This window comes from Sphingobacterium sp. DR205 (genome assembly GCF_011064245.1).
GTDB lineage: Bacteria > Bacteroidota > Bacteroidia > Sphingobacteriales > Sphingobacteriaceae > Sphingobacterium > Sphingobacterium athyrii.
The window spans coordinates 3187134-3210967 of the sequence record NZ_CP049333.1 but is presented as its reverse complement, the minus strand read 5'-3'; the positions used below and the strand labels follow the sequence as shown (position 1 = coordinate 3210967).

Genomic DNA, 23834 nt, shown 5'->3' with positions numbered 1-23834 from the left:
CTACAAATATCTTAAATTTTAATTGATAACAACTGCCCCTGCATTTGCAATTTCTTTGTCTTGTTGCGGCGAACCACCCGAGGATGCGATAGCTCCGATAATATTGCCTTCCCTATTTTTGATGACAACACCACCTGCAATGGTCAATAATCCGTCATTTGAATTCAGCATTCCGTATCCGTGAATGTCTGCACCGGAAACGATTGTTCCCATTATTTCGCTGTCGACGCCAAACATTACGGCTGTTCTTGCTTTTTTCACCGCAAAATCAATTACACCGTAAACACTATCTAATCTTGCAAAAGAAATCAAATGTCCGCCTGCATCAACCACGGCAATACTTACTGGAATGTTTAATGTTTTTGCTTTTTCTATCGCAACGTTCAATGCTTTTGTTGCTTCCTTATAAGTGATGTTCATTTTATTTCTGTCTAATGATTACTGTTCTTTTTATCGTCAAATAGAGTTGACGGCAACCCGATATTCACAACCCGACTTGAGCGGAGCTCTTTTGTGGAGCAAAGCACAGATCTTTCGTCCGTGCTTTCCGGAATTTCATTTAGCTTTTTGCTGTCCAGGCGTCTGCCTGCAGTTGTTTTACAAAATCTTCGGTTTCTTTTGGATGTACATTTCTGAAGTTAGAATTCTCATCCAAAGCCACATCTACGATGCATTCGGCCATTGATTGAGGATCTAACTGGTTTGCCAAAGCTTCGGCTGTCCCGTCAAAAGCTGATGGAGGTGTGAAATTGGTTGATGGATTGTACCAACGTGAAATAGTGTCCACGCCACGGTCGTTGAAACCAGTTCCAAAAATACCGGGATTACAAGTTGCAATTTTGATGTTGAATGGTGCTAATTCTGTTTTCAAACCTTCGGCGATGGAACCCATTGCGTGTTTCGAAGCACAATATGCGGCAACGTAAGGAACCGTCCATAATTCGCCCATTGACGTTGTGAAAACAATTTTGCCAGGCCTTTTTTCGTCAATGAATTTCTTGATGAAACCTTGCGCCAATTGCAATCCACCGAAAACATTGACGTCAAACATCGAACGGATCAAATCTATGGGTTGCTCTGCAATTGGTCCGCCTTCCATAATTCCGGCGTTGCTGATTAAAATATCGATGTCGTATTTTTGGCTGACGTAAGCGATGTCTGCTGCATTGGTTACATCTAATTTATCCACGGTCAATTCTATTCCTTGCTCCTTGGCTTCTCTTATCAGGTCGCTCATTTGCGGGTAAACCTGTGCTGTTGCTATTACTTTGTGTCCTTTTTTTGCTAAATCAAATGCAGCAATTTTTCCAAATCCACTTGCAGCTCCTGTAATTAAAATTCTTTTGCTCATATTTTTATATTTAAAAGTTATAGAGCAAAGTTGAGCTAATTAGCTATAAAATTAATTGGTGAAAGGTCCAAATTTATATTGGCAGGAAGTTCATTAAAATAAATACAGCGAACGGGCGTTTGTTTCTTTTTTAAGTAGTATAAATGCATAACATGAAAATATAATCAGGGTAGTAAATAGTCCCGCCTTATAACATTCTACTTATTATAGCCTTTTAACACGTTTAAAAATTCTTTGAACCTTTTGAGCATCCTGCGATTGAAGTCGTTTTCCATTTGCGTCCCAAAGAACCGGTGTAGCATGCAAATAAAGTTTTTCATTTATTATTTGTAATTCAATCTCATCATTTTCATTTTGTACCGCCGGAATGAGCAGGAGTTTTCCCTTTATATTAGCCTTAAGTGTTTTTGCGGGAGCCATACCTGAACCTATATCGGTAAAAAGTGCATAATCCGTTCCCGGTTCAAAATGTATCTTGACGGTATTGGTCTGATACTTCGTTTTATACTGCCAGACACCTGCAAAGGCTAACTTTACGGATTCAGGAATGCTTTGCGCAAAGGAAAGTTGAACGGCAAGCAATAGAAGGATGATCTTTATAAGTATTTTCATGTTTGGTCATTTTTTAAATATCCATTCTGCACAGCGCCTCCTTCAACCTTTTTATAGTTTCTGGCGTTTCCAGGCACTCTATGGGGCTCAGGCCATCAAGAGCAGGAACTCTGCGATATACCCAATCCAAACTTTCTTCTCCCAAAAGTGCATATAACACTTTTGCAATATCGGTATGGTTATTCAATTTTTGTTCCAAAAGTTTTTGACTTTCAGAATACGTCCAGGAGGTCTCCGTTGCCAATTTCACAAGAGTATCCCAGCCCCTGCTTGCGCTACTGTCAAAATATTGTTCAAGTCTGTTCATTTTCTTGTTCATAATCTTTTCCTTTATTTTACATCTGCTTACCATTCTGCTTCATGATACCAAGGGTAAACACGGCATATACGATAGATATCTATTCCATTAAATTCAATTTCTACACTCCCCCAGTCTATTTTCATGATTTTCATTAGCGTGTTTTTTGTTTTTTTACTTTGGTCAGGGCATGCTGTGGAACATCTATTCCTTATTAAATAAAAATTCATAGTCAATGATGTTTTGGATGTAAACTTTTTCTTATCCTTTCTTAAAACCGATGCTGTTTATTTTATTATCCTCCAATATTTTTTTGAGCTGCCCGGACACAACAATTTTATTATTTTCTGCCGAACGGACGATATGATATTGGTAGCTATATTCCTCCAACGGACCTGTTTTTAGAACTGTTTTGGAGAATTTATAAGAGCCATCAACAGGATGTTTGCTGTAAACAGATTGATCAAGGTCGTAACAATCTACTTTATTGAATACGTTGAGTGCAAAATAACTGGTGTTTTTCTGCTCCTTATAGATAAATGCTGTTTCAAAAAGTTGCACATCGGTTTTACAATGCGCTTCAATAAGTTTTTTAAAACGTTCGCTGATCAAAATGCCGCCGCCCACGGTAGTCAGCACATCTAGTGTGATCAGGCTTTCATATGCGACTTCACTGTTTTCAGCATCTTCATAAATGAGACTTGTCCCTTCTGCATCTGCGATAAATTTACCGACAGCTAAATAAGAGCCGTTGATCTGGTTCGTTAAACTGTACTTAAACGGTAAATTTGGCTTGCTCTTTACCTCTAAAAAATAATTCATTGGTTATATCTTTTTATTTACGTTGCCGCACCCACTTGTTCAAATTCCAACCCTTTTATACCATTTACTTCAATCAGGGTCTTGAAGCCCTCAGTACAATAATAGAAAGTGATGAGCTTCTTATCTCTGAAAATCTGTAATTCTCCTATATGTGCTTTGATAAATTTGATATTGTTGCTTTTCAACATTTCCATTGATTGTTGATAATCCAGATTTGAAAAATCTATTGCTTCTACGATATCCAGTACATTAAAAAAGGAAAAGCCGGGTTCTCCCGATTCTATTATAATCGGCAATAACTCTATATTCATTTGGTTAAAGAGACTATCAAATTCATTCTTTATAAAAAGCATGTTCCCGTAGCTTCGAGCATCAAAATCTCTTTTCTTTGTTTGCTCACTGTTTTTTTCACTTTTTACGTCCGTAACATCTTCTAGCAGTTGAAACTCTGGAACCTTCCACATTCCGGCCAGGGTCTGACCTTTGAAATCCTTAAATTGATTGATGGTCACTTCATCCTTTGCAGAAATATTCTTATACGAATAGTCAGTTTGGATTTTATAGATATTCATTTCAATTGGTTCTTCTTTATTTATTTTTTTGTTTCTGTTTTTCTATTTATTGGGCATATCTGTTTTTGTAGATATCAGCAATTACCATGGGTTCATTTTTTTTTATAGTTTGCCCGTCGTTTTGCGTAAATTCAATAGAAGTATTATCCGAGATATATTTATGATTTTCAAATTTTGCGGGAAAATCAAAATCTGTGATACAGTTTATATCCAAATCGTTTTTCTTGCTATCCATTAGTTCTTTGGTAATTTTTTTGAATTCCTGGACAAGGTAACATGCAAACATATCGTACACAATTCTGGCATAATCTACAGGCGAAATATTTTCGTTGAATAGGGTTGAATTACATGCTATCTGAGTATCCTTATATTCCTTCCTATTATATTTTGCTATCCTAAATTTTGAATTATCCGAATGATAAGGGTTTTCCTGGTGGAATTTGTGTATTTCAGGGTTATAAATACCAAAAGCCAAGCAAAAATGATGCTTTCCTTTTTGTAAAACCCGGTTCGGCTGCAGTATCTCGGTATCTATAAATTGAAAAACATATTCACTAACCCGGTAATCAATTCGAGGCCTTTTGAACAACAGCTCGATATCCGGTTCAATAGATAGCGGTTTGTTAAAATGCCAAAGCCTGGAAATTGTAATTTCTCTTGTGTTTGTCATTGATCTTGTATATGTTAATTATTAAAATAATTCCCCTACTATCTTCATTTCCATCGCATTTAATATGTGTACTCACTTTTTCAAACCCTTTTAAACTGCAATCGAACCATAAATCCTTGAGAACATTCGCTTAAGTCTACCTTATTTTTGGTTGAAGGACATTTCTGAAATTTATTTTTGAATGATTTAAGATATTTCAAATAAATTGATATCATCCGAAAGTAAGTCGCTTTTTCCAGCATTTTCTAATTGCTTTTTTATTATCGTATAACGTTTATCATGCCTGTCCATTAATCGCATTTGGGCTTTTTTTAGTGTTTTGATTTTCGTTAGAACTTCGGAAAAAATTTTTGCAGGCACTTTATCTGCGCTTAGCAAGACAAATAAATATTCGATATTTGAGGTAATAAGTGTTTCGATTTCGTTCAGTTTGTGCATTGCGTTGATTTGTAATACCCTTAATTTTTTATTTTTACTAAAATCAGGTAACGCCGTTAATGCGAATTCATCTAAATATAGTTTTTTTAATCCTGTCGCATTTGAAATAAAATCAATGTTTTGAACTTTTTTTATTCCAGAAAGTTGCAAATACTCCACACTGTTAGATAATAACACCGGAAAATTTTCGCCCGCCTGACAATCACTAACAACTAATGTTTTTAATGAAATGCCATGTAAGACCGAAAAATCAATTTGTTGAAAATCGGATATGCTCAGTCCTTTTAAATTTTTTAGCCCATATAATGAAACTATTTCGGTGAATTTGCCTTGCAAATGGAGGTAATTTATATTAGGAAACTTTTCCAATAAACGCAGATCAGATTTTACATCCACATAAACGTACAACTCTGTTACCAACTCAACCATAGAAAATTCGGTGAAACTTTGTTGAGCTGCAATGGAGACACCTAGTTTCCCCACATTTTTCAGTTGCGATAATGTTTCAAAATCTTGTTTGGTATATGCATGATATTTATTGGATTTCTCAGGGTCTTGAAAAGGTAAGATAATGAGCTTTATATCGGGGCGTTTTGCGAACAATATTTTGTCTAAACTTTGTAAAAGTTTATCGCTGTTATCATTTAATCGAAAATAAAAAATTCCGTCTTTGTCAATTGCGTTGCGGGCGTGTGTTTCTGAATAGGATTTGCATAATTTTTCCCATTCCGAATAATTAATTATAGAAAGATATTTAGTTGCTTCCATTCTTTTTTTGCATAAAAGTTCAATTGAAAAATTACCGTCCCAAATTTTGCAAATCATCTCGCCTGACACACCCAAGCCCTCACCGAAGGTATTCCCTGTTGGCGGTATTTTTTTTATCTTTTATAATTCGGTTCTTCAAGTAAAATCGGTATCGGGTTAAGGAGTACCCACTTTGTTGCAAGTTGGCATAAATAATTAAGTTCGTCCGTTTCTGCATCTCCAGTTTTGCGAATGTCTTGTACAAGTGAAGTTAGTTTTTCAAGTTCTTCAACTGACAAAGCGTTATTTGAGGCTAAATGCACGAGAAATGCGTCCAGCATCTTTTTAAAATAAAGATTCCAGTTCCCACCACCATTTCTGTATATTTCATCTCTTACTTTTCCTGCAATTCGCACAACTTCTCCTTGCACTGTTTTGGCAGATCCTTTGGATGGAATTAAAAGTTCCCACAATTCTTCAAATTGTTTTTGCCAAGTAGTTCCACTTATAACAATTGGCGATACACCATCGTGCATAATGCGTTTTTTTACTGGCGGAACATTATATATTTCGTAAAGTTTGCTTAGCGCTTCGTCAGTTTCTTGCAGATAATCTTTGTTAAAATTTTCACGATGAAATTCAAAATTTTCTCCGATACGGGTAATGTTATCTTGCATTTTTTGAGTTATCGCTGCGTTTTTCAATAGGATATTCGATATTTCTACCAAATTTACGATGTCGATATTACTTGCACGGTTCAGCGCTCTTTCAAGAGGTGTCTCCCTATTTGCATTCAAAGCATTTGTATCAGCTCCGTATTCAATCAATTTTTTTACCGAAGTAACATTAAAACTACTTCCTGCTGCAAAATGCAAAGGTGTATCTCCATATTTATCAACTGCATTGATATTTGCCCCAAGTTCTAAAAGTATCGTAATCTTGCCACTTCGGGTCATTGCGTGTTGATGTAGTGCCGTACGTTCATAATAATCTACAGCCTCAATGTCTGCTCCGTTTTCTACCAGCCAACGAACTAGCTCGTCAGGAACATTGAAGAAACTAAGGGCAGTTGCTTTTCCATAACCGCCTCGTGCATCTAATTCACAGGTATCAAATACCTTTTTGAGATTGTCTATATTATTTTCGTTAATTAAATCGTCAAAATTTTTCGGAAGTGTTTTTTTCTTTTTTGCCATTTTGTTTCTCTTGGTTTTGGGGTTCAGTAAAATTGCTTACAACGTTGCAGGGTTTCTGCTCCGGCTCAAAATCGAGGCACACAAGCTGATATTATTACTAAAGTTCAATAGAAAAACTACTGTCGAACGTTGAAGTTTCACCCCCTATTGCAAAACCTTCGTTATCAGCAGTAGATTTCTCACTTTTTTATAATGCTGTTAATAAGGGTAGTTCATTTAAAAGTTTTTCTTTATTTCCATTTTCCAAATATCTTGGTAGAATATACAGTTTTTGCAATTTTTTAAGTGAACATAAAGCTGTGATGTCGTAATTCTTCTTTTCTACATTAAGTATAAAAGCAAGATATTTCAGGTTGGTCAGTTTTGATATTGGCTCCATACTTTTGACAGCTTGTCCCGTTCCGCTCATTTTTCCGTGGTCTAAATAAAGTTCTTCTAAATTCACGAGAGAAGATAATGGTTCTAAATCAGACATATTATTTATCTCGTGGATATACAACGTTTTAAGGTTCGTTAAACCTCTAAGAAAATTGATATTATCTACTTTCTTGATACTGGAAAGAATTAACACCTCGAGATTTTTCAAAGGTGTTAAGTCTGGAATTTCATTTTGTTTGTTTATGCTTATATGAAGATATTTTAAATTTGGCAATGTTGAAAATACACCCACTCGCTCATCGTCAATTTCTCCTAATATTATTGCTTCAATATTTTTATTTCCGTTTAACGAAGAAAGGTTTGTATACGTCAATTTGAACTTTTTCAAAGGCGTTGACATTTCCAAAATCTTTGTGTCAGGAGGAATTGTAGATAAGTCAAAAATTCCACTTACAGCTCCTTTGAAAACGCCAAGATGTGCATAGTCGGCAACTGGGCTTTTCTTTTCTAATAAATAATTATTCCAATTCATATGTTTTAGCGGTTTTTCAAAGTTGCAGTTACTCAAAGATTGGGCAACTTAGTTGTTTTTAATTATTTACTGTTGCTTGTTACGTCTTAAAATTAAGATATTTTATGGTTCAATGGCAAATCATTTACAATTCACCGGGTTTCGTTTATGATTCGTAAAAAACGTATTTTGGACTTCAGCCCACCTAATTGCAGAATCCTATTGGCAGTAGTTTCTTATCTTTTATAATTCTGTTTTTCAGGCAACTTACCAGAACAGATGTACATCACATTTGTATTATTTTTTTGGCAGCTCATTTATTTTACTTTATTTCATAAAAAATAACCCACAATTGAACGATCAAAGACGGAAGATGAGAGTCGTTATCACAGTAGACAGGCTAAGCCTGGAAATGCCTTTCTGCATCGTAAGCTCTCTTCGTCAGGTGAAACCAAACGAGTAGTAAAAAAGGAAGTTTTGACAAACCTAACAGCAAATATGACCATTACATCGCATGATATGATTAGCGAGAACTACCTGCGGCTTAACATTAGCTCGGGCGGCCTCTCCAGAGGTTCTATTGATTTTATTTCGGAAAAGATCAATTTCAATATTAGTGGTCGATCTTTTTTCAAAGGGATGACGGCTATAAACCAACTCGAATTGGAATATAGCGATGGAAAATTGATTTTTATATTTAAGAACAAAAAGAATTTAGAGTTCAATTGCAGTTTAAAAGAATTTGAAAAAGTAAATGCACATATTCAGACCCATGGATATCGTAAAACATATTAGAAAACATATAGATTAACAATAATCTTTTCCCTAAAGATGCTCAAAAAAAAACAATTAATCTAACTGATCAATTAGTTTTTGATTATGTAGGAATGACCTAATAAAGTCCTCCAATGAATCCGATATTACCGAATCTGTGTAATAAATCTTATTCTTCCCATTCTCATCATCCTTGTCAATAGCTAAATAAACACCTTCGTTTACTTCGAAAAAAAGAAGTTTTTCACCATGATACAAATCGTCATAAACCTCTAAATCTGGATCTGCTTCGAATTCATTCCGTTTTAAATTTACCTGAAATAAGGAAGTTGTATCTAACAATCTATTAATATCCCCTTTAGATTTGTGGAAAAAGCCATAACCGATCTGCATATAAAAATCTTTTAATTCGGTCGGTAATTCATATCCAAATTCAGCCTCCGCTATTTTAACATCATCTTCTGATAATGGGTAGAATATACTATCCAAATCATTACTTCGGGTTTCATTTTGGACCCTATACTCATTTACAAAAAAGAAATTACTCATATTGTAATTTATAAAATCTAATCTTTAAATTAAGATAAAATTAGAAATCGTCCGATGAAGCAATAGATCATAATTCAGGGCTTCGTCCACCTTATCATCACCTTACTACGCTATTACAATGATATTCATACTGTTGATTTTAGGACAAAATGTTAATAAACACACATCCAGATGCACGATATCTAAAAAATGATCACTATTTCCAATGGCGACTACATAGATGTCACTGTCAATCTCCGCTGTCAATGGTTACAAACGCCATGTCAAATCCCTATTTCACCCAATCTTTCCCACCGCCTGTGCTATCAAAGAAATATGCACTTTTAAATTTACTTTATCTAAATTTTCAGGTTTTTCAGTTCCCCCTAATCCCAAGGGCGGAACATAACCAAATGATTCCTCAAAATTTAGATCGCCTAATCTTTTTTTAGCCGGTATAAAATTTTTTCCAAGCAGGTCCGAATCAACATAAGATGAATCCGTCAAATCTTCAAAAAGATACTTTAATCCCGATTCTAACACTTGTGATGTCCCGTGTCGATAATCCAGCAGAACAGTATGGTTATTTTCCCAAATAATCAAATCTGACAAACCCGTTGCAAACATCACAATTGGATTTTGATATACTGGACTATAAGATTCGCTTAAAATTGCAGAAAATTCATCTGGGTTTACTGCTTTTAAATAACCACCCATAAATGATCCAAAACCATATTCTTTCCAAAAGGCAATAAGTCCTTCAGGTAATTGACTTTGATACTTATCGATGATTTCATCCGCAGGTTTTTCCTGAATGTTGTAATCAGGATACTGGTTAAAAAATTCTTCAAACATAAATTTCTTAAAATAATGATTCTGTGAACATTAATTTTTCCCTTAAATAAGGTTTCCTATGTCTCCACGCATAATTATTAACATTGCTAAGCAAAGTCGATAATTTCACCTGCTGCTTGACCTATGACCTCAATATAAGCTTTTATAATTAATTCGGGAATTTGTTCCTCTAAAAATACGTTTGCTAAAGAGCTCCAGTCATAACCGTTTCCTTCAAAGCCTTCCTCTTCCCGTAGCTGGAAAATTTCAATTTTATATTCTCCTACATTCAAACATACCGAAACTCTGAATTGCATTCACTTATGAACGCCTAAAATAGATTTGCCCGTTTCCATCAAGATGTAAATATTTATGTAGATACATCTACATGCACATGTGTAAAGGTGAACTTCCTGCTTTGATGAAAGCAATGGGAATCGAAAAATTGACTATTTTTAGTGGAGGAAATTCAACACCTATGGTACTGAATGATCTTGAAAATTTTGATTCATGGTAATACGCCTATTTATCCATAACCAATTATTTTTGTATTAGATCAGAGATAGTAATGTAAAGTACTGACTAAACTTGGAACATAAATTTATAAGGACTTCTATAGCTGGATAGCTCATTGTTTATGTCCCCGAATGTTTTCGGCTAATTTTTGCTGTGCCTTAGAAATAGATATAAGTGATATCATAATAGTATTTATCAATCAATAATGCCTATTACTAACATTATAGTAGTAGAAATATAATAAAATATTATTGCATTACCTCAATAGCGGACAACAATGTAACACCAGTCATTCCCATCGTTTCAGGATCACCCATCGAAAAGGAACATCCTTTTAAAATGGGGTACCTTCGATTGGTATTACTATATCATAAACAAGAAAGGTTGAGAAGGCTGTGGAAAAGATGAAGAAGGCCTATCACGAGAAACGGCCACGGGTAAACGGAAAAAATAAGAAAAAGCACCCGAAGGTGCTCTTTCATTTACTTTTTCCGTCTGGCCCATCTTCCGAGCAACTGGCTTGTCGCAAAACTGACCAGCGTTCCCAGAGCAGCGGTCACCAAGGTCTGCAGGATATCACCCAAAGATATACTCGCCCATAGCGAACATAACGTCCCGCCTACCGCTCCTATACGGATATCATTGATCTTCATCCTTCACTCCCCCTTCCCTGTCGCTCTTCTCCTTCTCGATCTCCCCTTTCTCATCCATGACAGATTCGATAATCCCCACACCAATGGCGAGGTATTTGATAATATTCAGTGCCTTGCCCGGCAATTTGACAGGGGCCAGCAGGATCACCTGCAAAGCCCGTCCGATTTTATTGATTACCTTTCTCATTTCTATTTTTTTATGTCAGTCAGATCCTCAAAACCCGATTTCCAGCCAGACTTCTCCTTGTTCCAGCAGTGCCAATACTTTTTTATAGAGGGCACGATAGGCGGCTTTAGATTCAAAGATTTCATATTCACCGCTTGTTTTGACATAGCGTTTCTCAAAACCAACCAAAAGGCAGCCCGAAGTATCCCCAAAATTGTTGCCGATATGGATATAGACATACGAATAGTCCGGGATCTCCGTGATCTCCAGCATTCCCCGATGTAGCTTGGGAAAATGCTTTTTATAACGTGAATTCATGCCACCATAGGTATTCAGCCTTATGGGATAGGTACCAGCCGGTATCGCCGTGCGCCCTTTGATCTTCTGGTCGCGAACGGCATCCTCCAGGCCATAACAGAAAAATTCCCCATTAATATAGACTTTGGAAAGCATGCTGTTGCTGGCCGCTTTAATCCGTCTGACTTTTATTATTGCTTTCATATTTACAGAAACATTATCATGTGTTACTAAACCCAGTTTAAACGATATGAACAGTAGTGGGGATCAGGGGCCAATCCATGGCTCCCGATCCATCTGACCACTAGCGTACCATCAGCGATACAGCTTCACACCAATCTCCGATCCCCTTTCCGTTACGCGCCCGCACGCGGACATAAACTTTTATGCCCGGATCAGCTATGGGCAGGTAATTGAGCCTGCTGGTAGTGGTGCGCATCAGTTCGCCCCATTCCGGTAATCCTGCCGCATCCAGCGAAGTTGCTATCTGATATTCATATTCCCAGGCATTACGCATCACATTGAAGGAAAAGCGTGTCTCGCCGCTCACCCGGCCATCCGTAACCTGCAGACCGCCCACGATTCCCGGATACCCCACCGCCTTTGGTACCGGCATCAGCTCAAAACCCGAACTCGCCAGGATCTGTTGATCGCCATTGGCAACGGTATTGACATAAAAGGCCATCTGCTTCATCAGTTCGAGCAGAAGATCACGTGCATTGTTTTTGGCCGCTATCTCCAGGGCACTCCCCCGCCGGCTTGCGATTTCATGCTTTTCCCTAAAATCATTTACCGCAGCACCATATGCCGTAAGCTCAGGCGCGGGTGTAGGGAAATGTGTGTTTCCAGTAATGAAGGATAATGTCCTTCCTGCGAGCGTCGCCAGTGAGTAATCGTCCCAGCGCGCATAATTCTGATAAACTTTTGCTTGTCTCATTTTAATAAAATTTAAAATCCATGTATCCTATTGTTCAGGAGGGCCCTTCCTGTAGGATGACACAAATTTTAGCCAACAAAAGAGCAATAGCCAACTAACAGGCAAGGGCTGGCAACAAAGTCATTTTCCACGCAAATTACACGCAAAAAACAGGCATTATATGATATTTGACGGCAATAATCGCCCTAGTCCGTTCCCTCAATTGCTGGCGTGATACCGCAGCGGGAAAAGGCCACAATGTTGTTTTTAGTTGCCCTGTCCAAAAGCAGGAATGAGATGCTTATGCTCCGCCCCCTGCGATAGCGCCACAGTACGGGGAGAAAGTAGCAGCCGACAATGTTATGCCATATGGAGATAGACAGCTGACTGGAGCAAAAGAACGTGATCATTTATACGCATAAACCATGCACAGGTAGTACATGCATGGCACAGTCCCCCCATGAAAGAGAGCGGCTTGACCGTGTAGAGCCATCCCGGACCGAAACGGTATCACGGGCCACTGCTGTGCTCCGGTCCGACATAATCGAGCTGTGCCCGGCCACTGCTGTCACAGCTGTTCTTTCCGCTGTCGTCCAGCGGTATCCGGCCGATTTATATCAACAGGCGGCTACCGTCGCTCAAAAACCTTTGTGTATATGCAGTGGAAGTATAGTTATTCCAAACAAGACGTGCTGCAGAAAGCAGCACGTCTATTCATTGTGAAGATATTGGCAATTATTATTGCAAGGGTGATAGGCTGGGTCCAAGTATCCTTATGTAACCTCCCCTGTGCTTGTTGTCATATGACAATAAGCACTTTTGATCCTATTGTCTGATCAAAATATATGGAGCCATTATACTGTCGGGCATCCACGGCGCAACTTATTAAATACTGTGTCATGGAGCCTCCGGCGTTTCGGCAGATTGAAATACCGCCAGCAATTACCGGTACCTCGCCAACCTGATTTCTTTGACATTTCTTTGCCCTAGACAGTTGATTGCGGTAACCGGAGCGCGCACAAAATTTTATATTTTCCCCTTAGGTACACTATACCATTTAATGGCCGCTTCGATCTCCTGCCGTATCAGCCGTATCCGGCCATTTTTCTCCAGCGAAGTCAGCTCAGCCCTGCTGCGCATATCGTCCACTTTCCAACGCGAGATATGGAGCATATGTGCAGCCTCCTTAATTGTTACCAATTCATCCGGGCGGTAGGCCTCCGGATCAGACCCCTTAAATCCGGTCTGCTGCTGCCCGTCCGGCGGATCGGAAGTCAGATCCGCGGGATTCGCGGCGACCATACAGTCCCGTATGTCATTGACCAAGCCGATAAGCTGGCTATTTTGCTTCAATAAAGTATGGATATAATGTTGGTGCTGTTCCATCAATTCGTTTATTTTTTCCATGAGCTGTAACATGGCAATTTCTTTATACCGGACACCGAAACGCATATCGATGGTATGATTGCTACACCTATCAGATTACTGTCCAGCATGTTAAAAAATCCGTTCTTTGCCTACGGCTAAATGTTGAACCGTTCCAGCAATCGAGATTCATCCATTTTACGCAGGTTGTTATAGTCCCAAAAACCAATAAAATTATCTTTCAGCCGGCGCGTCGATATCAGCCAGCCATCCAATTTAGAGCAGGTATAAACTTCTTCCAAAGATGTACGGTAAGGCGGACGCAGCTGCAGCAGCTTATTACCCTGTCTATTAGGTATGCCAATGAGCTCTTTTTTACAAAAAAGCATATTGACAAGAACGTTTTGACTTGTATTGACAAACCATGGATTGGCCAGCACCTTTAATTGCCCCTCTCCATTCAATAACATTTTCATCCCATTGACCAGTATCACAAAGTAAACACCTTCGGATTTTTGTACCAAAACAATATGGTACATACAGAGATCGCCCTCCAAATCTGGGAGATACTGCAAATAAGCCTGTTGGAAATACGTAAAGAGCACATCCACCGAGCGCTCCTGTCGCCATAGCTGCAAGACCTCACTTTCTCTTGATTCCAGCACCGACAATCTGGCGGAAAGTACTTCCTTTGTTCTCAGCAGTTCATCCCTTTCATTTCTCATCCGACGTTTGGCGGCAGAAAGATCTTCACAAGTTGTAGTCAGGCTACCGATCTGCCTCCTGAGCACACGCTGCTCCTCTTCGAGCACCCGGCTATTTTTAAATGTAAAGAGCGCATTTAAGGGATAGAAATACAGATAGCTGCAATAACTAATCAGCGGGATGGCAAAAAACCAAAAATCCGCTGCGAAGTAAGCCGAAGAAAACAGCGATTTCGCCGAAACCGCCGTAAACGTAAAGTAAAGTACCAGCAGATGGCACAGCCAAATGGGCAATGCCGTACAGCTGACAAAGAAGACGAGGCCAGTTCCATCCCGTTGTTTGACAAATCTATTTCCCGATGATCGCAGCCTGTGGCTGATCAGGGCAATAAAATACAGGTATAATACGGTCAGTGGAATTGTCGCAGCTATGGTGCCCGCCATAATGGGATCCCTTTCCAGCCGTGACATGGGGTAAGGCCAGGCGCTGCCCAGATTAACCATAAGTGCAAAAATAAATATTCCGATAAAATAGTAACAGTTAAACAGGCTAATCAACTTCCCCATAAGCGTGTTAAGTTAAAAAATTAATGACAAAGCAGCCCTAAGTTAACAAAAAACAGCATATAACGGTATCTTAAAAAATAATAATAACGCATGTTTAGCTTAAAAATAAATTTAGAATAAACTATTTTACAAGTTATTTCATTTTTTACTGAAACAAAATGTACACAACCAGGTACATTACCTATTTTACCTCATATACAGCTTGATTTGCGATAAAAATCTGTTTTAAATTTGTACAGCCGATAAACTGTCGCAGCAGCAGTTTACATTATAATAAAATAAATATACTTCCCTTACGACCCGGGTACACGGGTTATGGGACATCATTTACACTCAAATAAACAAACATGAAAAGCACATTTGACAATGCCGGTGTAGGCCAGTTTCAGTACAAGTTTTTGCTGTTACCGTTAAGCGCACGCGCTACCCTCATTCATTCCGTCCGGAGCAACTTTCCGCTGTTTTTGCTGGATAATTTTGAATTCAGTCCGAGTCAGCAAATGGAGATCCAAAATATGTCCGCTGCTTTTGCGAGCGAGGTTTCGGAAGGCATCGCCAATACCTGGGAGTCAGGACAAAGCGTTATTTTCCAGAAGGATGCCAAACCCGGAGAAGGCGAACATGTCAAGGATCGCGTTTACCACAACCCGAATTCACCCACCCAACGTCAGGCAGGGACAGCCTGGCTACCCGTATCCATTTATATCAGGTATCATTTGCCGTAGGTACCCTTAGCGAAATATTGGACCGAACCCGATCCCTTTCACTAATATTCCCATATAACCAATATAACCTATTATGCAATTATATTTTGAGATTATGGATCTTTCTCCAGCACTGACCAGGCACGCAGGTCCGGTCAGTGCTGGATCTGTCAAGCTTTCCGGCGCTCATTCCAGCCATTGGAAGAGCGGCGATGACTGGCTACAGCAAGAGATTTTAACTACCCTGACGGGGACGGTCTATTGTATACAGGCGCACATCAGCAGCCCCCTGACGGTGCGCGTAAAAGTCAACCATCCCTTTATCCAACTTTTCTATATGATTAAGGCACAATCTAGTATGATTTTACAACAGCATGGACAGCAGCAACAATACTCCATGCAGCCTGAGCGCGCGGTCTACATGTATGCGCCCCCTGCCGACTATACAGTCCATCTTGAAAGTGGCAGTTACCTGGTCTATGGTTTTTGTTTCGAGCCCGAGATCCTGTTTGGCCAGCACGCCGATATCCATCCCTTTTTTCAGCCTGTGCTCAAGGCACGGCGGGCCGTGTATCAGCATCTGGTCACGAGCATAGATTTCCGTGCGGAGAAAAATACCCGCGACAAGATCCTGGAGCTTCAGCAGAAATTGTCACTCGGCAAAGAAAGCTCCGCGTTCAATATCCTTATGACCTTGAAAGATCTCTTTGCACTGAGCATCAGAAAAATACAGATCGAATACGAGCACCATCAGGCAAGCCGACTACTGGTCGATCTGGCACGCAGTAATATCGAACAACATTATAGGGACAGCGATACCGGTATCAGCATAGACAGCATAGCTGACGCGCTCTGCCTTTCCAAATCACGCCTCAACAAGCTACATCGCCTGCATTACGGCTGCACGATCAGCCACTATTGCAAACAATGCCGGCTTGCAAAAGCCAAAGCCCTTTTGCAGCTTGGAGAAAAAATAGTCGCCGTGGCACTACTATGTAGTTTTAGGGACGAGACTTCCTTTCACAAATATTTCCTGCGTGAGACGGGAATGACTCCTGATGCTTACAGAAAAAGCCTGCTCTGAGCATCGATATGCAAAAAATTCATTTTGGACAGTCTTTTGGATCAAAATGGACAGCTTTTTCGTTTGATCCAGTCCTTAACTTTGGTATAAGATGATACGACGGATTATCAGGGGTTTTATTTTATGTTAGCGTCAATCATCATATCAGCAAGGGGTGAATTAAAATAACTATAGTATGCACAAACAGCAGCAACAGACAAATGGCAAAGGACAGGGTAATGGCGGAGGCTCGATGATGCGTCCGATCGTTGTGGACAGCGATCCGAAGTGTGGCGATCCAGCAAAGCTGCAGGAGCCTGCCGCCTGCCCTGCGGGGGATCCGTGGATCCTGCCGGATAGCTGTTGCGGCACAGGTCTGACCGTACGGCGGTACAGGCGTAAGTTTGCCGTATTCCCGCGTTGGCGGTAAGAGGAAAAATGGTCTGGCAAAATAAGGAGTCCCACCGCCAACACCAAAGAGTCCGCTAAGCGCGGACTCGGGGCCAATGTGGTATCTGTTTTACCAAGGTAGATACCGGCATTGTGATCAGTTCATAAATCTAAATTAGGAAATTTAAATCATACAATTATGGCGTGGTTTTCATTAAATCCAAGCGGTAACCCTACGATTCCTAACGACTATACAATTCAGGGAAGCCAACCTTCCTGTGCTGGAACAGATCAAATCTGTGCTGTGCAAGCTACACCGGATAGCAACAACAAGCCACAGTTAACAGATGCGTTGAAAAACGAAATGATCGTTGCATTGCACAACAGGACAGCTTCTACGAATGTAAGTCTGAAGGATTAGGGGCTAACGTCAGAGTTTATGCTCAAACGGAAAAAGGGGCGTCAAAAGCGCCCCTTTCTGATTTAATTCCTCTCTCTAAACTCCAGTACATCGATAAGACATTCTTCTTCGACTATTTTCAGTCCATAATATCCTAAAATTTGGTTTAAATCATTAAGTGAGCCAAATTCAGGCAAAATAATCTTATCCTTAATCTTGACTTGATCAATTGCTACGGGATATTTATCGGCAAGATCAAGTATAAATGCCAAAACGCCAGTTCCTTCGAGACTCTGTCCTACCAATTTTTCTCTTGAAGGTTTATATTTTCCTTTTATCACCCAAGCCATTCTCTTGCGTTTTGTCCATTTCACATCAATATTTAATAAATTATTAAGATCGTTCAGCACAATTTTTGCCTGTATACTATCATTTCGCTGATTCCGATCAAATCGTTCATAAGAAATCCCGTTTTTGGATAACCATACCTGCCCTGTGCCCGGACCACCAAAGTTTTTATATCGGTTAGAGTCCGAAACTGTCCACAACAATCGTTCAGGCTTCAATAAAAATTCAGGTTTTCGGATCTTACTCCATATAGCTGTATATGCCGCAAATATGGGCTGATTTATAAATGAAGAACTGTAATACCCGGTCAGGCTATCCAATTGATATTTATAGCTACTAGCTGGCCTTCCATCCTGAAAATGAGAATAGCGGATTATTGTGTTGTAAATTCCCGCAGAATCCAAAGACCTCATATCTGGTTTTTCATCAACGAAGTCATTCTTCAATGGTAGTTTAATATCCCCTTGTTGGTACAGGGATTGGACATTTTCTGCTGTAATAAAATCTGAATGGGTGATAGCACGCACCTTTTCTTTAAAAATCCATACGGCATGAGGAATGGAACGATGGGGAAAATAGCTTTTAAGCAGGGTATCGGCATATAATATAGGCAGGTCAATACGATGTTCTTTGATAAATGCATTTGTCTGCCAGAACTTCGATATTGTTTTTTGATCCTGCCAAGTTACTAGAATAATCTGCGTTTTATCGCTCATTTCGTTCTGCAATTTTTTTAATTTGGGTAGCGACGCAATACACGCTGTACAGTAGGTATCAAAAAAATCCAGTAGCACTACTTTATCCATATTTTTGAGATCAACATTTTTACCCATAATATTTTCCGGATTTATTAAATTAAAAATAGGAATGGGATCCCCTACTTTTAATTGTTTGTTCGAGGTGGTCGAATATGACGATTGCGCTTTTGCGCCAATACTGCTTATGCAATAAAAAACAGTAATTGTGATCATTAGATATATTTTGTTCATTATCTTGGATTTTGGGACATTCCTGAATAGTCAATCACCTTTTTAGGTATCTTGACCGCATATTTCAATGAGTTTGGTTCCAACTTATATGTTAAGTTGCTGATCGTTCGCGTTAAAGGCGTTTTAAAACGTTGATCAAGATTCAGCCGCTTGAGGTCAGCCCAGCGAAGCCCTTTGAATAGCAACTCCTTTCGTCGCTCCAAAAGAATTATTTGCAGCAGATTGTCGACATTGTTTTCAGTGACCGGAGAAAATTCGCCCTGTGACCAACGATTTTCCAGCAATTTGTTTAGCGACGACAGTGCTTCAGCTGTCTTACCTATTCTCACGGCAGATTCGGCATGTATCAGTAAATTTTCTACGGTCGTCAGGCCAACAAAAATTCCACCATCGCTACCATCGTATGATCCTTTGAATAAATAGCTATTGTTATTTTCAGAGGCTGCCTGAAAAAAGACACCTTTCCTCAGATCACCGGGTAAATATTTTTTGACCAAAATGCTGTCTACCCGACAATTCGTCTGACTGAGGATGGAAGCAAATGCCGTAGTTGCGGAAAAAAGAACTTCCCTATTAAACCGAGCAATAGGCTGTGAACTAGCCGGATCGAGTTCATTAAAGTCCATGATCAGACTATTCAGTCTCAGTGCCGAGTCAGAATAAGCATATGCGCGCATATAATCCTGCATATCCAAATAAACCCTAGCCAGACCTGCATATGCCGCAGCTTTTGCCGGCCGCCCCAATTTTGTTTCACTTATAGGTAAAAGGGCTGCTGCCTCTTTGTAATCTGCCACGATCTGTCCGTAAGTTTCTTCAAGCGTTGCTCTAAAGGAAGCTTGATCAAGATCTGGGTCAAGCCGCAGCGGTATACCCAAGGATCTGGTTGCCCCCTCTTCTGTAAAAGTTGCAGCATGAACTACCGCCAACTGATGAAAAGCAAACGCTCTAAAAAAATAAGCGCCACCTTTAACGCGCGCATAGGCTGCATCCTTAAATCTGCTATTATCCAGATTCTTCAAAATTTGCAGTACCTGGTTGGCCTGATAGATAACCTTATAAGTATTTTGCCACTGCACCACTGAAATAATATCATCATTGGACCAGATATAGACTTGCTTTTCATCTGGATCAGAAAGTGACTGCCAATTATTGGCGTCCACATAATAGTCGTCAGATGCAATGCTTCCCCATACCGGATAGGACATATTCATTGTAGTATAGTCATTCAGCAGCAGATCTGCATGCTCTAAAGTCTTGGGGACTGCCATTTTCTGATTTGGCTTTTTGTCCAGAAACTTGTTGCATGATATACAAAGCAACAGTAACATAAAAAATAACAGTTGAATATTTTTCATTGCTATATCTATTATTAAAAAATTTTAAAAACCACAATTTATACCAATGGAATACATCCGCGGAATCGGCATGTTGGTACCAAAGTCTGGGTCTATACCCCATTTATTAGCCCGCCATATTGTACAAATATTTTGGACGTAAGCATAGATCCGTGCACTTTTAACTGGCATTTTTCCCCTTTTTGGCAATTGCCAGCTAAATTGGATATCTTTCCATTTAACTTGGCTAGCCGAGCTGACCAGGGCCGAAGAAGCACGATAAAAATCGGATGAGAACAAGGCATTTGGATAATTAAATGCGGGGACATCAGTTTTGAGCTCGTCACCGGGATTCTGCCAGCGTAACGTATAATCCGCATGGCCTATACCCTGATCAATAAAAAATTGATTGTCGAATGAACGTCTTAAAAATTTATGTCCCAGTTGAAAACCGATGTTAAAGGATAGCTCAAATCCTTTTAGGGCGAAGGTATTCCGTAATGCTCCAAAATACAGAGGCATCCGGCTACCATGGTTGTCGACATCATCGATCTTGGTGTCGTACACGATAGCCGAGTAGTCTTTTGATATCTCACCGTTCACATATCCCCGTGGAGCACCGTTATCCGGATCAAGCCCAGCCCAACGGTATGTCAAGAGGCTATAGAGATCCATTCCTTCGATCGGAGTCATTACGGAAGCGCCTATACCGGCAACATAGTTGCGCGCTACGTTGTTGGCGATGTAGGATTTACTTACTTTTGTCCGGTTGTACGAAAATACCAGATTGGTCATCCAGCTAAATTGCGTACTTTTTACAGGTGTGGTATTCACCGTGATATCTACGCCACGTCCATCCAGGTTACTGCTATTAACCGTTAATGAACCAAATCCCGACGTTGGATCCACTTCGCTGGCGGCGATCAGATCTTTGGGCTTCTTAATATAGTACTCCACCGAACCTGACAGTCGGTTATCCAGAAGATTAAAGTCCGCACCAAAATTCCATACCCCTACCCGTTCCCATCGCAATCTGGGATTAGGGGGAGATTGAATACTTCCATAGTTCTGGTTGGTCACATAGTTTGGCGAGGTGGACAGATAAATAATCGGATAGGCTGCCACATTGTTATTTACATTCCCGTTATAACCATAAGTTGCACGGACTTTCAATAGCTGAAAGACCGAATTCTTCAGGAAAGACTCATTTGATAAAAGCCAGGAAGCGCCGACTGACCAAAAAGGCTGCCCTTTGTCATTGGATTTTACGCCGAACATATTGGAAGCATCTTTTCTCAGGCTTGCGCTCAATGTATACTTATCCTGATAGGAATAAGCCGCATTCGAAAAATAGGAAACATAACGGTTTTGGTATTTTTCAATCTGGCTAAAATCAATCAGGGTGGTTGATCCTGCTATCCCGTTCAGGTAAGGTACGCGTTTGCCATACTCCACAGACTGAAAAGTAAGTGACTCTGGATCATAGCCGTAAAAGATGGATGAAATCATATCACTTGACACTGTTCTGATCTCAGCACCTGCTATCGCGTCAAGGCGGTGCCTTTCTTCCCACTTCCCGCTCCAGCTCAGCTGAACACGCCCCTGTTCGGCCTTATTTGTACGATGCAGTTTGTTCAGATAATCACCTACCGGATAATAAAAGGTCACGCCATTTTTATCCCATGAAGTATGATAATTTAACCACTCCCGTTGTTGTACCGCCCCGATCCCACGCCATGTTTCCGTAGGTTGGTAAGCCCTTTGATAGGCGTACAGGGCATTTAATTTCAGTGACGGGAGCAATTCGTAAGCTGCAGCGATATTTGCAAAAGTTTCCCGCACGGTGGTATTCTGATGCGTCTGGCTGATTTCATCTAATGGATAATAGTGCCAGTCCAGTAATCTCCTGCCTGCTACCGTATCTCTGAATATCGGATTTAAAGCAATTGCATCGACCTCCAGCGCATTACCTGCATCATCTGCCAAGCGCATGTAAGGGTAGTTTCTGGCCATCATATTGTATCCCATCGGAATCGCGCTCTGTTTATTATGAGATTCCGTATAGGTCAGACCTATATCAACTGTAAGTTTTTTTACGGGATTAAATTGGGTATTGTTTTTAAGGGTAAACCTATCGTAAGAAGCAGTTACCAAGTTTTCCAGGTTCTTATCGTAGCCAAGGGAAAACATAGTATTCAGGTTTTCGCCGCCGCCCCGCATCTGTAGGCTATATTGCTGGCTGGCAGATGGCCTGTACATGTATTTCGAATAATCATACCTTGAATCAAAGCCCCTTAGTCTGTCGAGCTCCTTTTCGAGGTCTTGTTCGGTAATGCTATTTTCTTTAAACTTCTTCAGCAGTTGGATGACAGGGCTCATATTACCATTGTAGCGCTTGATGCGTGATGTCCAATATCCCTTATCAAACAGGAGCCTTTCCAGGTCTATGTAATCAGAGCTGTTCATCTGTCTCATATAGAAGAGATCAGGCTTCTCCCCAATGGTCAGGTTGGCGTTAAAATCAAGTTGTATAGGTTGGTTATATTTACCACGCTTGGTCGTGATTACGATAACACCATTCCCTGATTGCGCACCCCATATGGATGACGCGGCTGCATCTTTCAATACAGTTACATTTTCGATATCATTGGGATTGATATTCATAAAATTCCCATTGAGCAGGTCAAAATTATTAGGATATGGGATGCCGTCTATAACGACCAAGGGCCAGCTTTCTGAATTAAGTGTACTCAGTCCCCTGATATTGATATTAAGCAATCTCCCTTTATTTTCGGAAAAGAATTTCAAACCTGAGATACTCGGCACCACATCCTCCAGACGGCTCACAAAATCCGTGGATACCTTCCGGTTGAATAGTTTATTGTCCACGAACTCAAAGCTTCCCGTTGCCCTTTCCTTGGGGATCTTCTGATAGCCCGTGGAAACGACCTCCACTTCTTCCAGTTGATTCTCCAATGGCATCAATTTTACTGATAATGATACACCAACAGAATATGGCATCGTTAAGGGCTTATAACCGACACAGCTAAACTCGACACTTCCTTTAGAAGCTAATACGGGTACTGAGAAAGAGCCATCACTTTTGGTGGATGCTCTCCCCTTTTCATCTTCGATTCGAACCGATACGCCCTGTATCGGTTTACCATCCAGTACCGAAACCACTGTACCAGATACCGTTAAAGACCCATTGGCCCCGCTGTCCTTGCGGGGCGTCTGAGCCGATAAACTAAACATAGAAAACATAAAGACCACAAATAATGAAGCCTTTATATTCTTTAATGCCTTTGAGAGGCAAATAAAATCATTTAAAATATTAAGAGCCTGTTTACTGACAGCTCCCAATAAATAGGCAATACGCTCCCCGTTGCAAAATTTTTGCATGTTAAAAATGTGTTGTGCAAAGGCCATAACTATGGCTAGTGCTGATCCAACAATAAAGAATTAGCTTATCCGAAAAGCGCCGTCAAAACGGTTACTAGGCATTGATTAGGAATAATTATGGCGCTTCCTACCGGAATAAAAGACAAACCGACCCATAGCATACTATTGTATTACAATAAAAAGTAATGGTAAAAAGTTTGGACTCAATGAAAATTTGCTTAATTTTAAGGTGCAAGTTCAAATCAAGCTGTATCATTGACCAATATTACCTTTTTGTGCAATCATT

At 40.0% G+C, this 23834-nt stretch carries 27 protein-coding genes; 4 read left to right on the top strand and 23 right to left on the bottom strand.

What is annotated here, in order from left to right:
• Positions 1 to 18: 18 nt before the first annotated feature.
• From G6053_RS13635 to G6053_RS13590, 10 genes are all read right to left on the bottom strand, one after another.
• Entirely contained in the window at positions 19 to 420 is a 402-nt protein-coding gene (locus G6053_RS13635; protein WP_108634479.1) for a heme-binding protein, read from the bottom strand.
• A 139-nt stretch (positions 421 to 559) separates the two neighbouring features.
• Positions 560 to 1351, bottom strand: coding sequence for an SDR family oxidoreductase (locus G6053_RS13630; protein ID WP_108634480.1), 792 nt, complete (start codon positions 1349 to 1351; stop codon positions 560 to 562).
• Between the two features lie 204 nt (positions 1352 to 1555).
• A complete protein-coding gene (locus tag G6053_RS13625) occupies positions 1556 to 1963 on the bottom strand; it encodes a hypothetical protein (RefSeq protein WP_108634481.1) in 408 nt (135 codons plus the stop codon).
• A gap of 13 nt (positions 1964 to 1976) precedes the next feature.
• Complete coding sequence (locus tag G6053_RS13620; protein ID WP_165306778.1) at positions 1977 to 2282, bottom strand: DUF2384 domain-containing protein; 306 nt, start codon at positions 2280 to 2282, stop codon at positions 1977 to 1979.
• Positions 2283 to 2522: 240 nt separating this feature from the next.
• Positions 2523 to 3083: a DUF1629 domain-containing protein gene (locus tag G6053_RS13615; RefSeq protein WP_165306777.1), complete on the bottom strand. Its 561-nt coding sequence runs from the start codon at positions 3081 to 3083 to the stop codon at positions 2523 to 2525.
• Between the two features lie 17 nt (positions 3084 to 3100).
• Positions 3101 to 3655 (bottom strand): hypothetical protein, encoded by a 555-nt coding sequence (locus tag G6053_RS13610; RefSeq protein ID WP_165306776.1) that lies wholly within the window; start codon positions 3653 to 3655, stop codon positions 3101 to 3103.
• Positions 3656 to 3701: 46 nt separating this feature from the next.
• A complete protein-coding gene (locus G6053_RS13605; RefSeq protein ID WP_165306775.1) occupies positions 3702 to 4130 on the bottom strand; it encodes a hypothetical protein in 429 nt (142 codons plus the stop codon).
• A gap of 381 nt (positions 4131 to 4511) precedes the next feature.
• Positions 4512 to 5531 carry a hypothetical protein gene (locus tag G6053_RS13600; protein ID WP_165306774.1) on the bottom strand — a complete coding sequence of 340 codons (1020 nt, stop codon included), beginning with the start codon at positions 5529 to 5531 and terminating at the stop codon, positions 4512 to 4514.
• Positions 5532 to 5644: 113 nt separating this feature from the next.
• Positions 5645 to 6706 carry an ankyrin repeat domain-containing protein gene (locus G6053_RS13595; protein WP_165306773.1) on the bottom strand — a complete coding sequence of 354 codons (1062 nt, stop codon included), beginning with the start codon at positions 6704 to 6706 and terminating at the stop codon, positions 5645 to 5647.
• Positions 6707 to 6893: 187 nt separating this feature from the next.
• Positions 6894 to 7616, bottom strand: a complete 723-nt coding sequence (locus G6053_RS13590) for a leucine-rich repeat domain-containing protein (protein WP_165306772.1) — start codon at positions 7614 to 7616, stop codon at positions 6894 to 6896.
• 456 nt (positions 7617 to 8072) lie between these two features.
• Between G6053_RS13590 and G6053_RS13585 the strand changes: the two genes are divergently transcribed.
• A complete protein-coding gene (locus tag G6053_RS13585; RefSeq protein ID WP_241254997.1) occupies positions 8073 to 8390 on the top strand; it encodes a hypothetical protein in 318 nt (105 codons plus the stop codon).
• A gap of 54 nt (positions 8391 to 8444) precedes the next feature.
• Here the strand turns inward: G6053_RS13585 and G6053_RS13580 are convergent, their stop codons facing one another.
• The 9 genes from G6053_RS13580 to G6053_RS13540 all read right to left on the bottom strand — a co-directional run bounded on the left by G6053_RS13580 (position 8445) and on the right by G6053_RS13540 (position 14915).
• A complete protein-coding gene (locus G6053_RS13580) occupies positions 8445 to 8918 on the bottom strand; it encodes an SMI1/KNR4 family protein (RefSeq protein WP_165306771.1) in 474 nt (157 codons plus the stop codon).
• Positions 8919 to 9194: 276 nt separating this feature from the next.
• Positions 9195 to 9752: a T6SS immunity protein Tdi1 domain-containing protein gene (locus tag G6053_RS13575; protein ID WP_108634492.1), complete on the bottom strand. Its 558-nt coding sequence runs from the start codon at positions 9750 to 9752 to the stop codon at positions 9195 to 9197.
• Between the two features lie 86 nt (positions 9753 to 9838).
• Positions 9839 to 10048, bottom strand: a complete 210-nt coding sequence (locus G6053_RS13570) for an Imm51 family immunity protein (protein WP_165306770.1) — start codon at positions 10046 to 10048, stop codon at positions 9839 to 9841.
• Between the two features lie 681 nt (positions 10049 to 10729).
• The gene (locus G6053_RS13565) at positions 10730 to 10900 is read right to left on the bottom strand and encodes a hypothetical protein (RefSeq protein ID WP_165306769.1); all 171 of its coding nucleotides are present in this window, start codon (positions 10898 to 10900) and stop codon (positions 10730 to 10732) included.
• Entirely contained in the window at positions 10887 to 11087 is a 201-nt protein-coding gene (locus G6053_RS13560; RefSeq protein WP_108634494.1) for a hypothetical protein, read from the bottom strand. The genes G6053_RS13565 and G6053_RS13560 overlap by 14 nt, the downstream gene beginning before the upstream one ends.
• Before the next feature lie 27 nt (positions 11088 to 11114).
• A complete protein-coding gene (locus G6053_RS13555) occupies positions 11115 to 11567 on the bottom strand; it encodes a DUF5675 family protein (RefSeq protein WP_165306768.1) in 453 nt (150 codons plus the stop codon).
• Positions 11568 to 11667: 100 nt separating this feature from the next.
• Complete coding sequence (locus G6053_RS13550) at positions 11668 to 12300, bottom strand: hypothetical protein (protein ID WP_108634496.1); 633 nt, start codon at positions 12298 to 12300, stop codon at positions 11668 to 11670.
• A gap of 1005 nt (positions 12301 to 13305) precedes the next feature.
• Positions 13306 to 13698 carry a helix-turn-helix domain-containing protein gene (locus tag G6053_RS13545; protein ID WP_165306767.1) on the bottom strand — a complete coding sequence of 131 codons (393 nt, stop codon included), beginning with the start codon at positions 13696 to 13698 and terminating at the stop codon, positions 13306 to 13308.
• A gap of 104 nt (positions 13699 to 13802) precedes the next feature.
• A complete protein-coding gene (locus tag G6053_RS13540) occupies positions 13803 to 14915 on the bottom strand; it encodes a hypothetical protein (RefSeq protein WP_165306766.1) in 1113 nt (370 codons plus the stop codon).
• Between the two features lie 347 nt (positions 14916 to 15262).
• On the opposite strand from G6053_RS13540, the gene G6053_RS13535 reads away from it, so the two are divergent.
• Together G6053_RS13535 and G6053_RS13530 are read left to right on the top strand one after the other, a co-directional pair.
• Complete coding sequence (locus tag G6053_RS13535; protein WP_108634499.1) at positions 15263 to 15640, top strand: hypothetical protein; 378 nt, start codon at positions 15263 to 15265, stop codon at positions 15638 to 15640.
• A gap of 73 nt (positions 15641 to 15713) precedes the next feature.
• A complete protein-coding gene (locus G6053_RS13530) occupies positions 15714 to 16703 on the top strand; it encodes an AraC family transcriptional regulator (RefSeq protein ID WP_165306765.1) in 990 nt (329 codons plus the stop codon).
• A gap of 168 nt (positions 16704 to 16871) precedes the next feature.
• On the opposite strand, the gene G6053_RS13525 is transcribed toward G6053_RS13530, so the two are convergent.
• A complete protein-coding gene (locus G6053_RS13525) occupies positions 16872 to 17189 on the bottom strand; it encodes a hypothetical protein (RefSeq protein WP_165306764.1) in 318 nt (105 codons plus the stop codon).
• Between the two features lie 82 nt (positions 17190 to 17271).
• On the opposite strand from G6053_RS13525, the gene G6053_RS13520 reads away from it, so the two are divergent.
• A complete protein-coding gene (locus tag G6053_RS13520) occupies positions 17272 to 17493 on the top strand; it encodes a hypothetical protein (RefSeq protein WP_165306763.1) in 222 nt (73 codons plus the stop codon).
• Between the two features lie 62 nt (positions 17494 to 17555).
• On the opposite strand, the gene G6053_RS13515 is transcribed toward G6053_RS13520, so the two are convergent.
• The 3 genes from G6053_RS13515 to G6053_RS13505 are packed head-to-tail and all read right to left on the bottom strand — an operon-like array spanning position 17556 to position 23548.
• Positions 17556 to 18791, bottom strand: coding sequence for a TlpA disulfide reductase family protein (locus G6053_RS13515; RefSeq protein ID WP_165306762.1), 1236 nt, complete (start codon positions 18789 to 18791; stop codon positions 17556 to 17558).
• A gap of 17 nt (positions 18792 to 18808) precedes the next feature.
• On the bottom strand, positions 18809 to 20167 hold the full coding sequence (locus G6053_RS13510; RefSeq protein WP_165306761.1) for a RagB/SusD family nutrient uptake outer membrane protein: 1359 nt from the start codon (positions 20165 to 20167) through the stop codon (positions 18809 to 18811).
• A gap of 24 nt (positions 20168 to 20191) precedes the next feature.
• The gene (locus G6053_RS13505) at positions 20192 to 23548 is read right to left on the bottom strand and encodes a SusC/RagA family TonB-linked outer membrane protein (RefSeq protein ID WP_165306760.1); all 3357 of its coding nucleotides are present in this window, start codon (positions 23546 to 23548) and stop codon (positions 20192 to 20194) included.
• Positions 23549 to 23834 lie beyond the last annotated feature (286 nt).

What these genes read in the sequence shown, in the direction of transcription:
- G6053_RS13635 (WP_108634479.1), bottom strand. Translation starts at nt 420, where the DNA reads ATGAACATCACTTATAAGGAAGCAACAAAAGCATTGAACGTTGCGATA.
- G6053_RS13630 (WP_108634480.1), bottom strand. Translation starts at nt 1,351, where the DNA reads ATGAGCAAAAGAATTTTAATTACAGGAGCTGCAAGTGGATTTGGAAAA.
- G6053_RS13625 (WP_108634481.1), bottom strand. Translation starts at nt 1,963, where the DNA reads ATGAAAATACTTATAAAGATCATCCTTCTATTGCTTGCCGTTCAACTT.
- G6053_RS13620 (WP_165306778.1), bottom strand. Translation starts at nt 2,282, where the DNA reads ATGAACAAGAAAATGAACAGACTTGAACAATATTTTGACAGTAGCGCA.
- G6053_RS13615 (WP_165306777.1), bottom strand. Translation starts at nt 3,083, where the DNA reads ATGAATTATTTTTTAGAGGTAAAGAGCAAGCCAAATTTACCGTTTAAG.
- G6053_RS13610 (WP_165306776.1), bottom strand. Translation starts at nt 3,655, where the DNA reads ATGAATATCTATAAAATCCAAACTGACTATTCGTATAAGAATATTTCT.
- G6053_RS13600 (WP_165306774.1), bottom strand. Translation starts at nt 5,531, where the DNA reads ATGGAAGCAACTAAATATCTTTCTATAATTAATTATTCGGAATGGGAA.
- G6053_RS13595 (WP_165306773.1), bottom strand. Translation starts at nt 6,706, where the DNA reads ATGGCAAAAAAGAAAAAAACACTTCCGAAAAATTTTGACGATTTAATT.
- G6053_RS13590 (WP_165306772.1), bottom strand. Translation starts at nt 7,616, where the DNA reads ATGAATTGGAATAATTATTTATTAGAAAAGAAAAGCCCAGTTGCCGAC.
- G6053_RS13580 (WP_165306771.1), bottom strand. Translation starts at nt 8,918, where the DNA reads ATGAGTAATTTCTTTTTTGTAAATGAGTATAGGGTCCAAAATGAAACC.
- G6053_RS13575 (WP_108634492.1), bottom strand. Translation starts at nt 9,752, where the DNA reads ATGTTTGAAGAATTTTTTAACCAGTATCCTGATTACAACATTCAGGAA.
- G6053_RS13570 (WP_165306770.1), bottom strand. Translation starts at nt 10,048, where the DNA reads ATGCAATTCAGAGTTTCGGTATGTTTGAATGTAGGAGAATATAAAATT.
- G6053_RS13565 (WP_165306769.1), bottom strand. Translation starts at nt 10,900, where the DNA reads ATGAAGATCAATGATATCCGTATAGGAGCGGTAGGCGGGACGTTATGT.
- G6053_RS13560 (WP_108634494.1), bottom strand. Translation starts at nt 11,087, where the DNA reads ATGAGAAAGGTAATCAATAAAATCGGACGGGCTTTGCAGGTGATCCTG.
- G6053_RS13555 (WP_165306768.1), bottom strand. Translation starts at nt 11,567, where the DNA reads ATGAAAGCAATAATAAAAGTCAGACGGATTAAAGCGGCCAGCAACAGC.
- G6053_RS13550 (WP_108634496.1), bottom strand. Translation starts at nt 12,300, where the DNA reads ATGAGACAAGCAAAAGTTTATCAGAATTATGCGCGCTGGGACGATTAC.
- G6053_RS13545 (WP_165306767.1), bottom strand. Translation starts at nt 13,698, where the DNA reads ATGTTACAGCTCATGGAAAAAATAAACGAATTGATGGAACAGCACCAA.
- G6053_RS13540 (WP_165306766.1), bottom strand. Translation starts at nt 14,915, where the DNA reads ATGGGGAAGTTGATTAGCCTGTTTAACTGTTACTATTTTATCGGAATA.
- G6053_RS13535 (WP_108634499.1), top strand. Translation starts at nt 15,263, where the DNA reads ATGAAAAGCACATTTGACAATGCCGGTGTAGGCCAGTTTCAGTACAAG.
- G6053_RS13530 (WP_165306765.1), top strand. Translation starts at nt 15,714, where the DNA reads ATGCAATTATATTTTGAGATTATGGATCTTTCTCCAGCACTGACCAGG.
- G6053_RS13520 (WP_165306763.1), top strand. Translation starts at nt 17,272, where the DNA reads ATGGCGTGGTTTTCATTAAATCCAAGCGGTAACCCTACGATTCCTAAC.
- G6053_RS13515 (WP_165306762.1), bottom strand. Translation starts at nt 18,791, where the DNA reads ATGATCACAATTACTGTTTTTTATTGCATAAGCAGTATTGGCGCAAAA.
- G6053_RS13510 (WP_165306761.1), bottom strand. Translation starts at nt 20,167, where the DNA reads ATGAAAAATATTCAACTGTTATTTTTTATGTTACTGTTGCTTTGTATA.
- G6053_RS13505 (WP_165306760.1), bottom strand. Translation starts at nt 23,548, where the DNA reads ATGCAAAAATTTTGCAACGGGGAGCGTATTGCCTATTTATTGGGAGCT.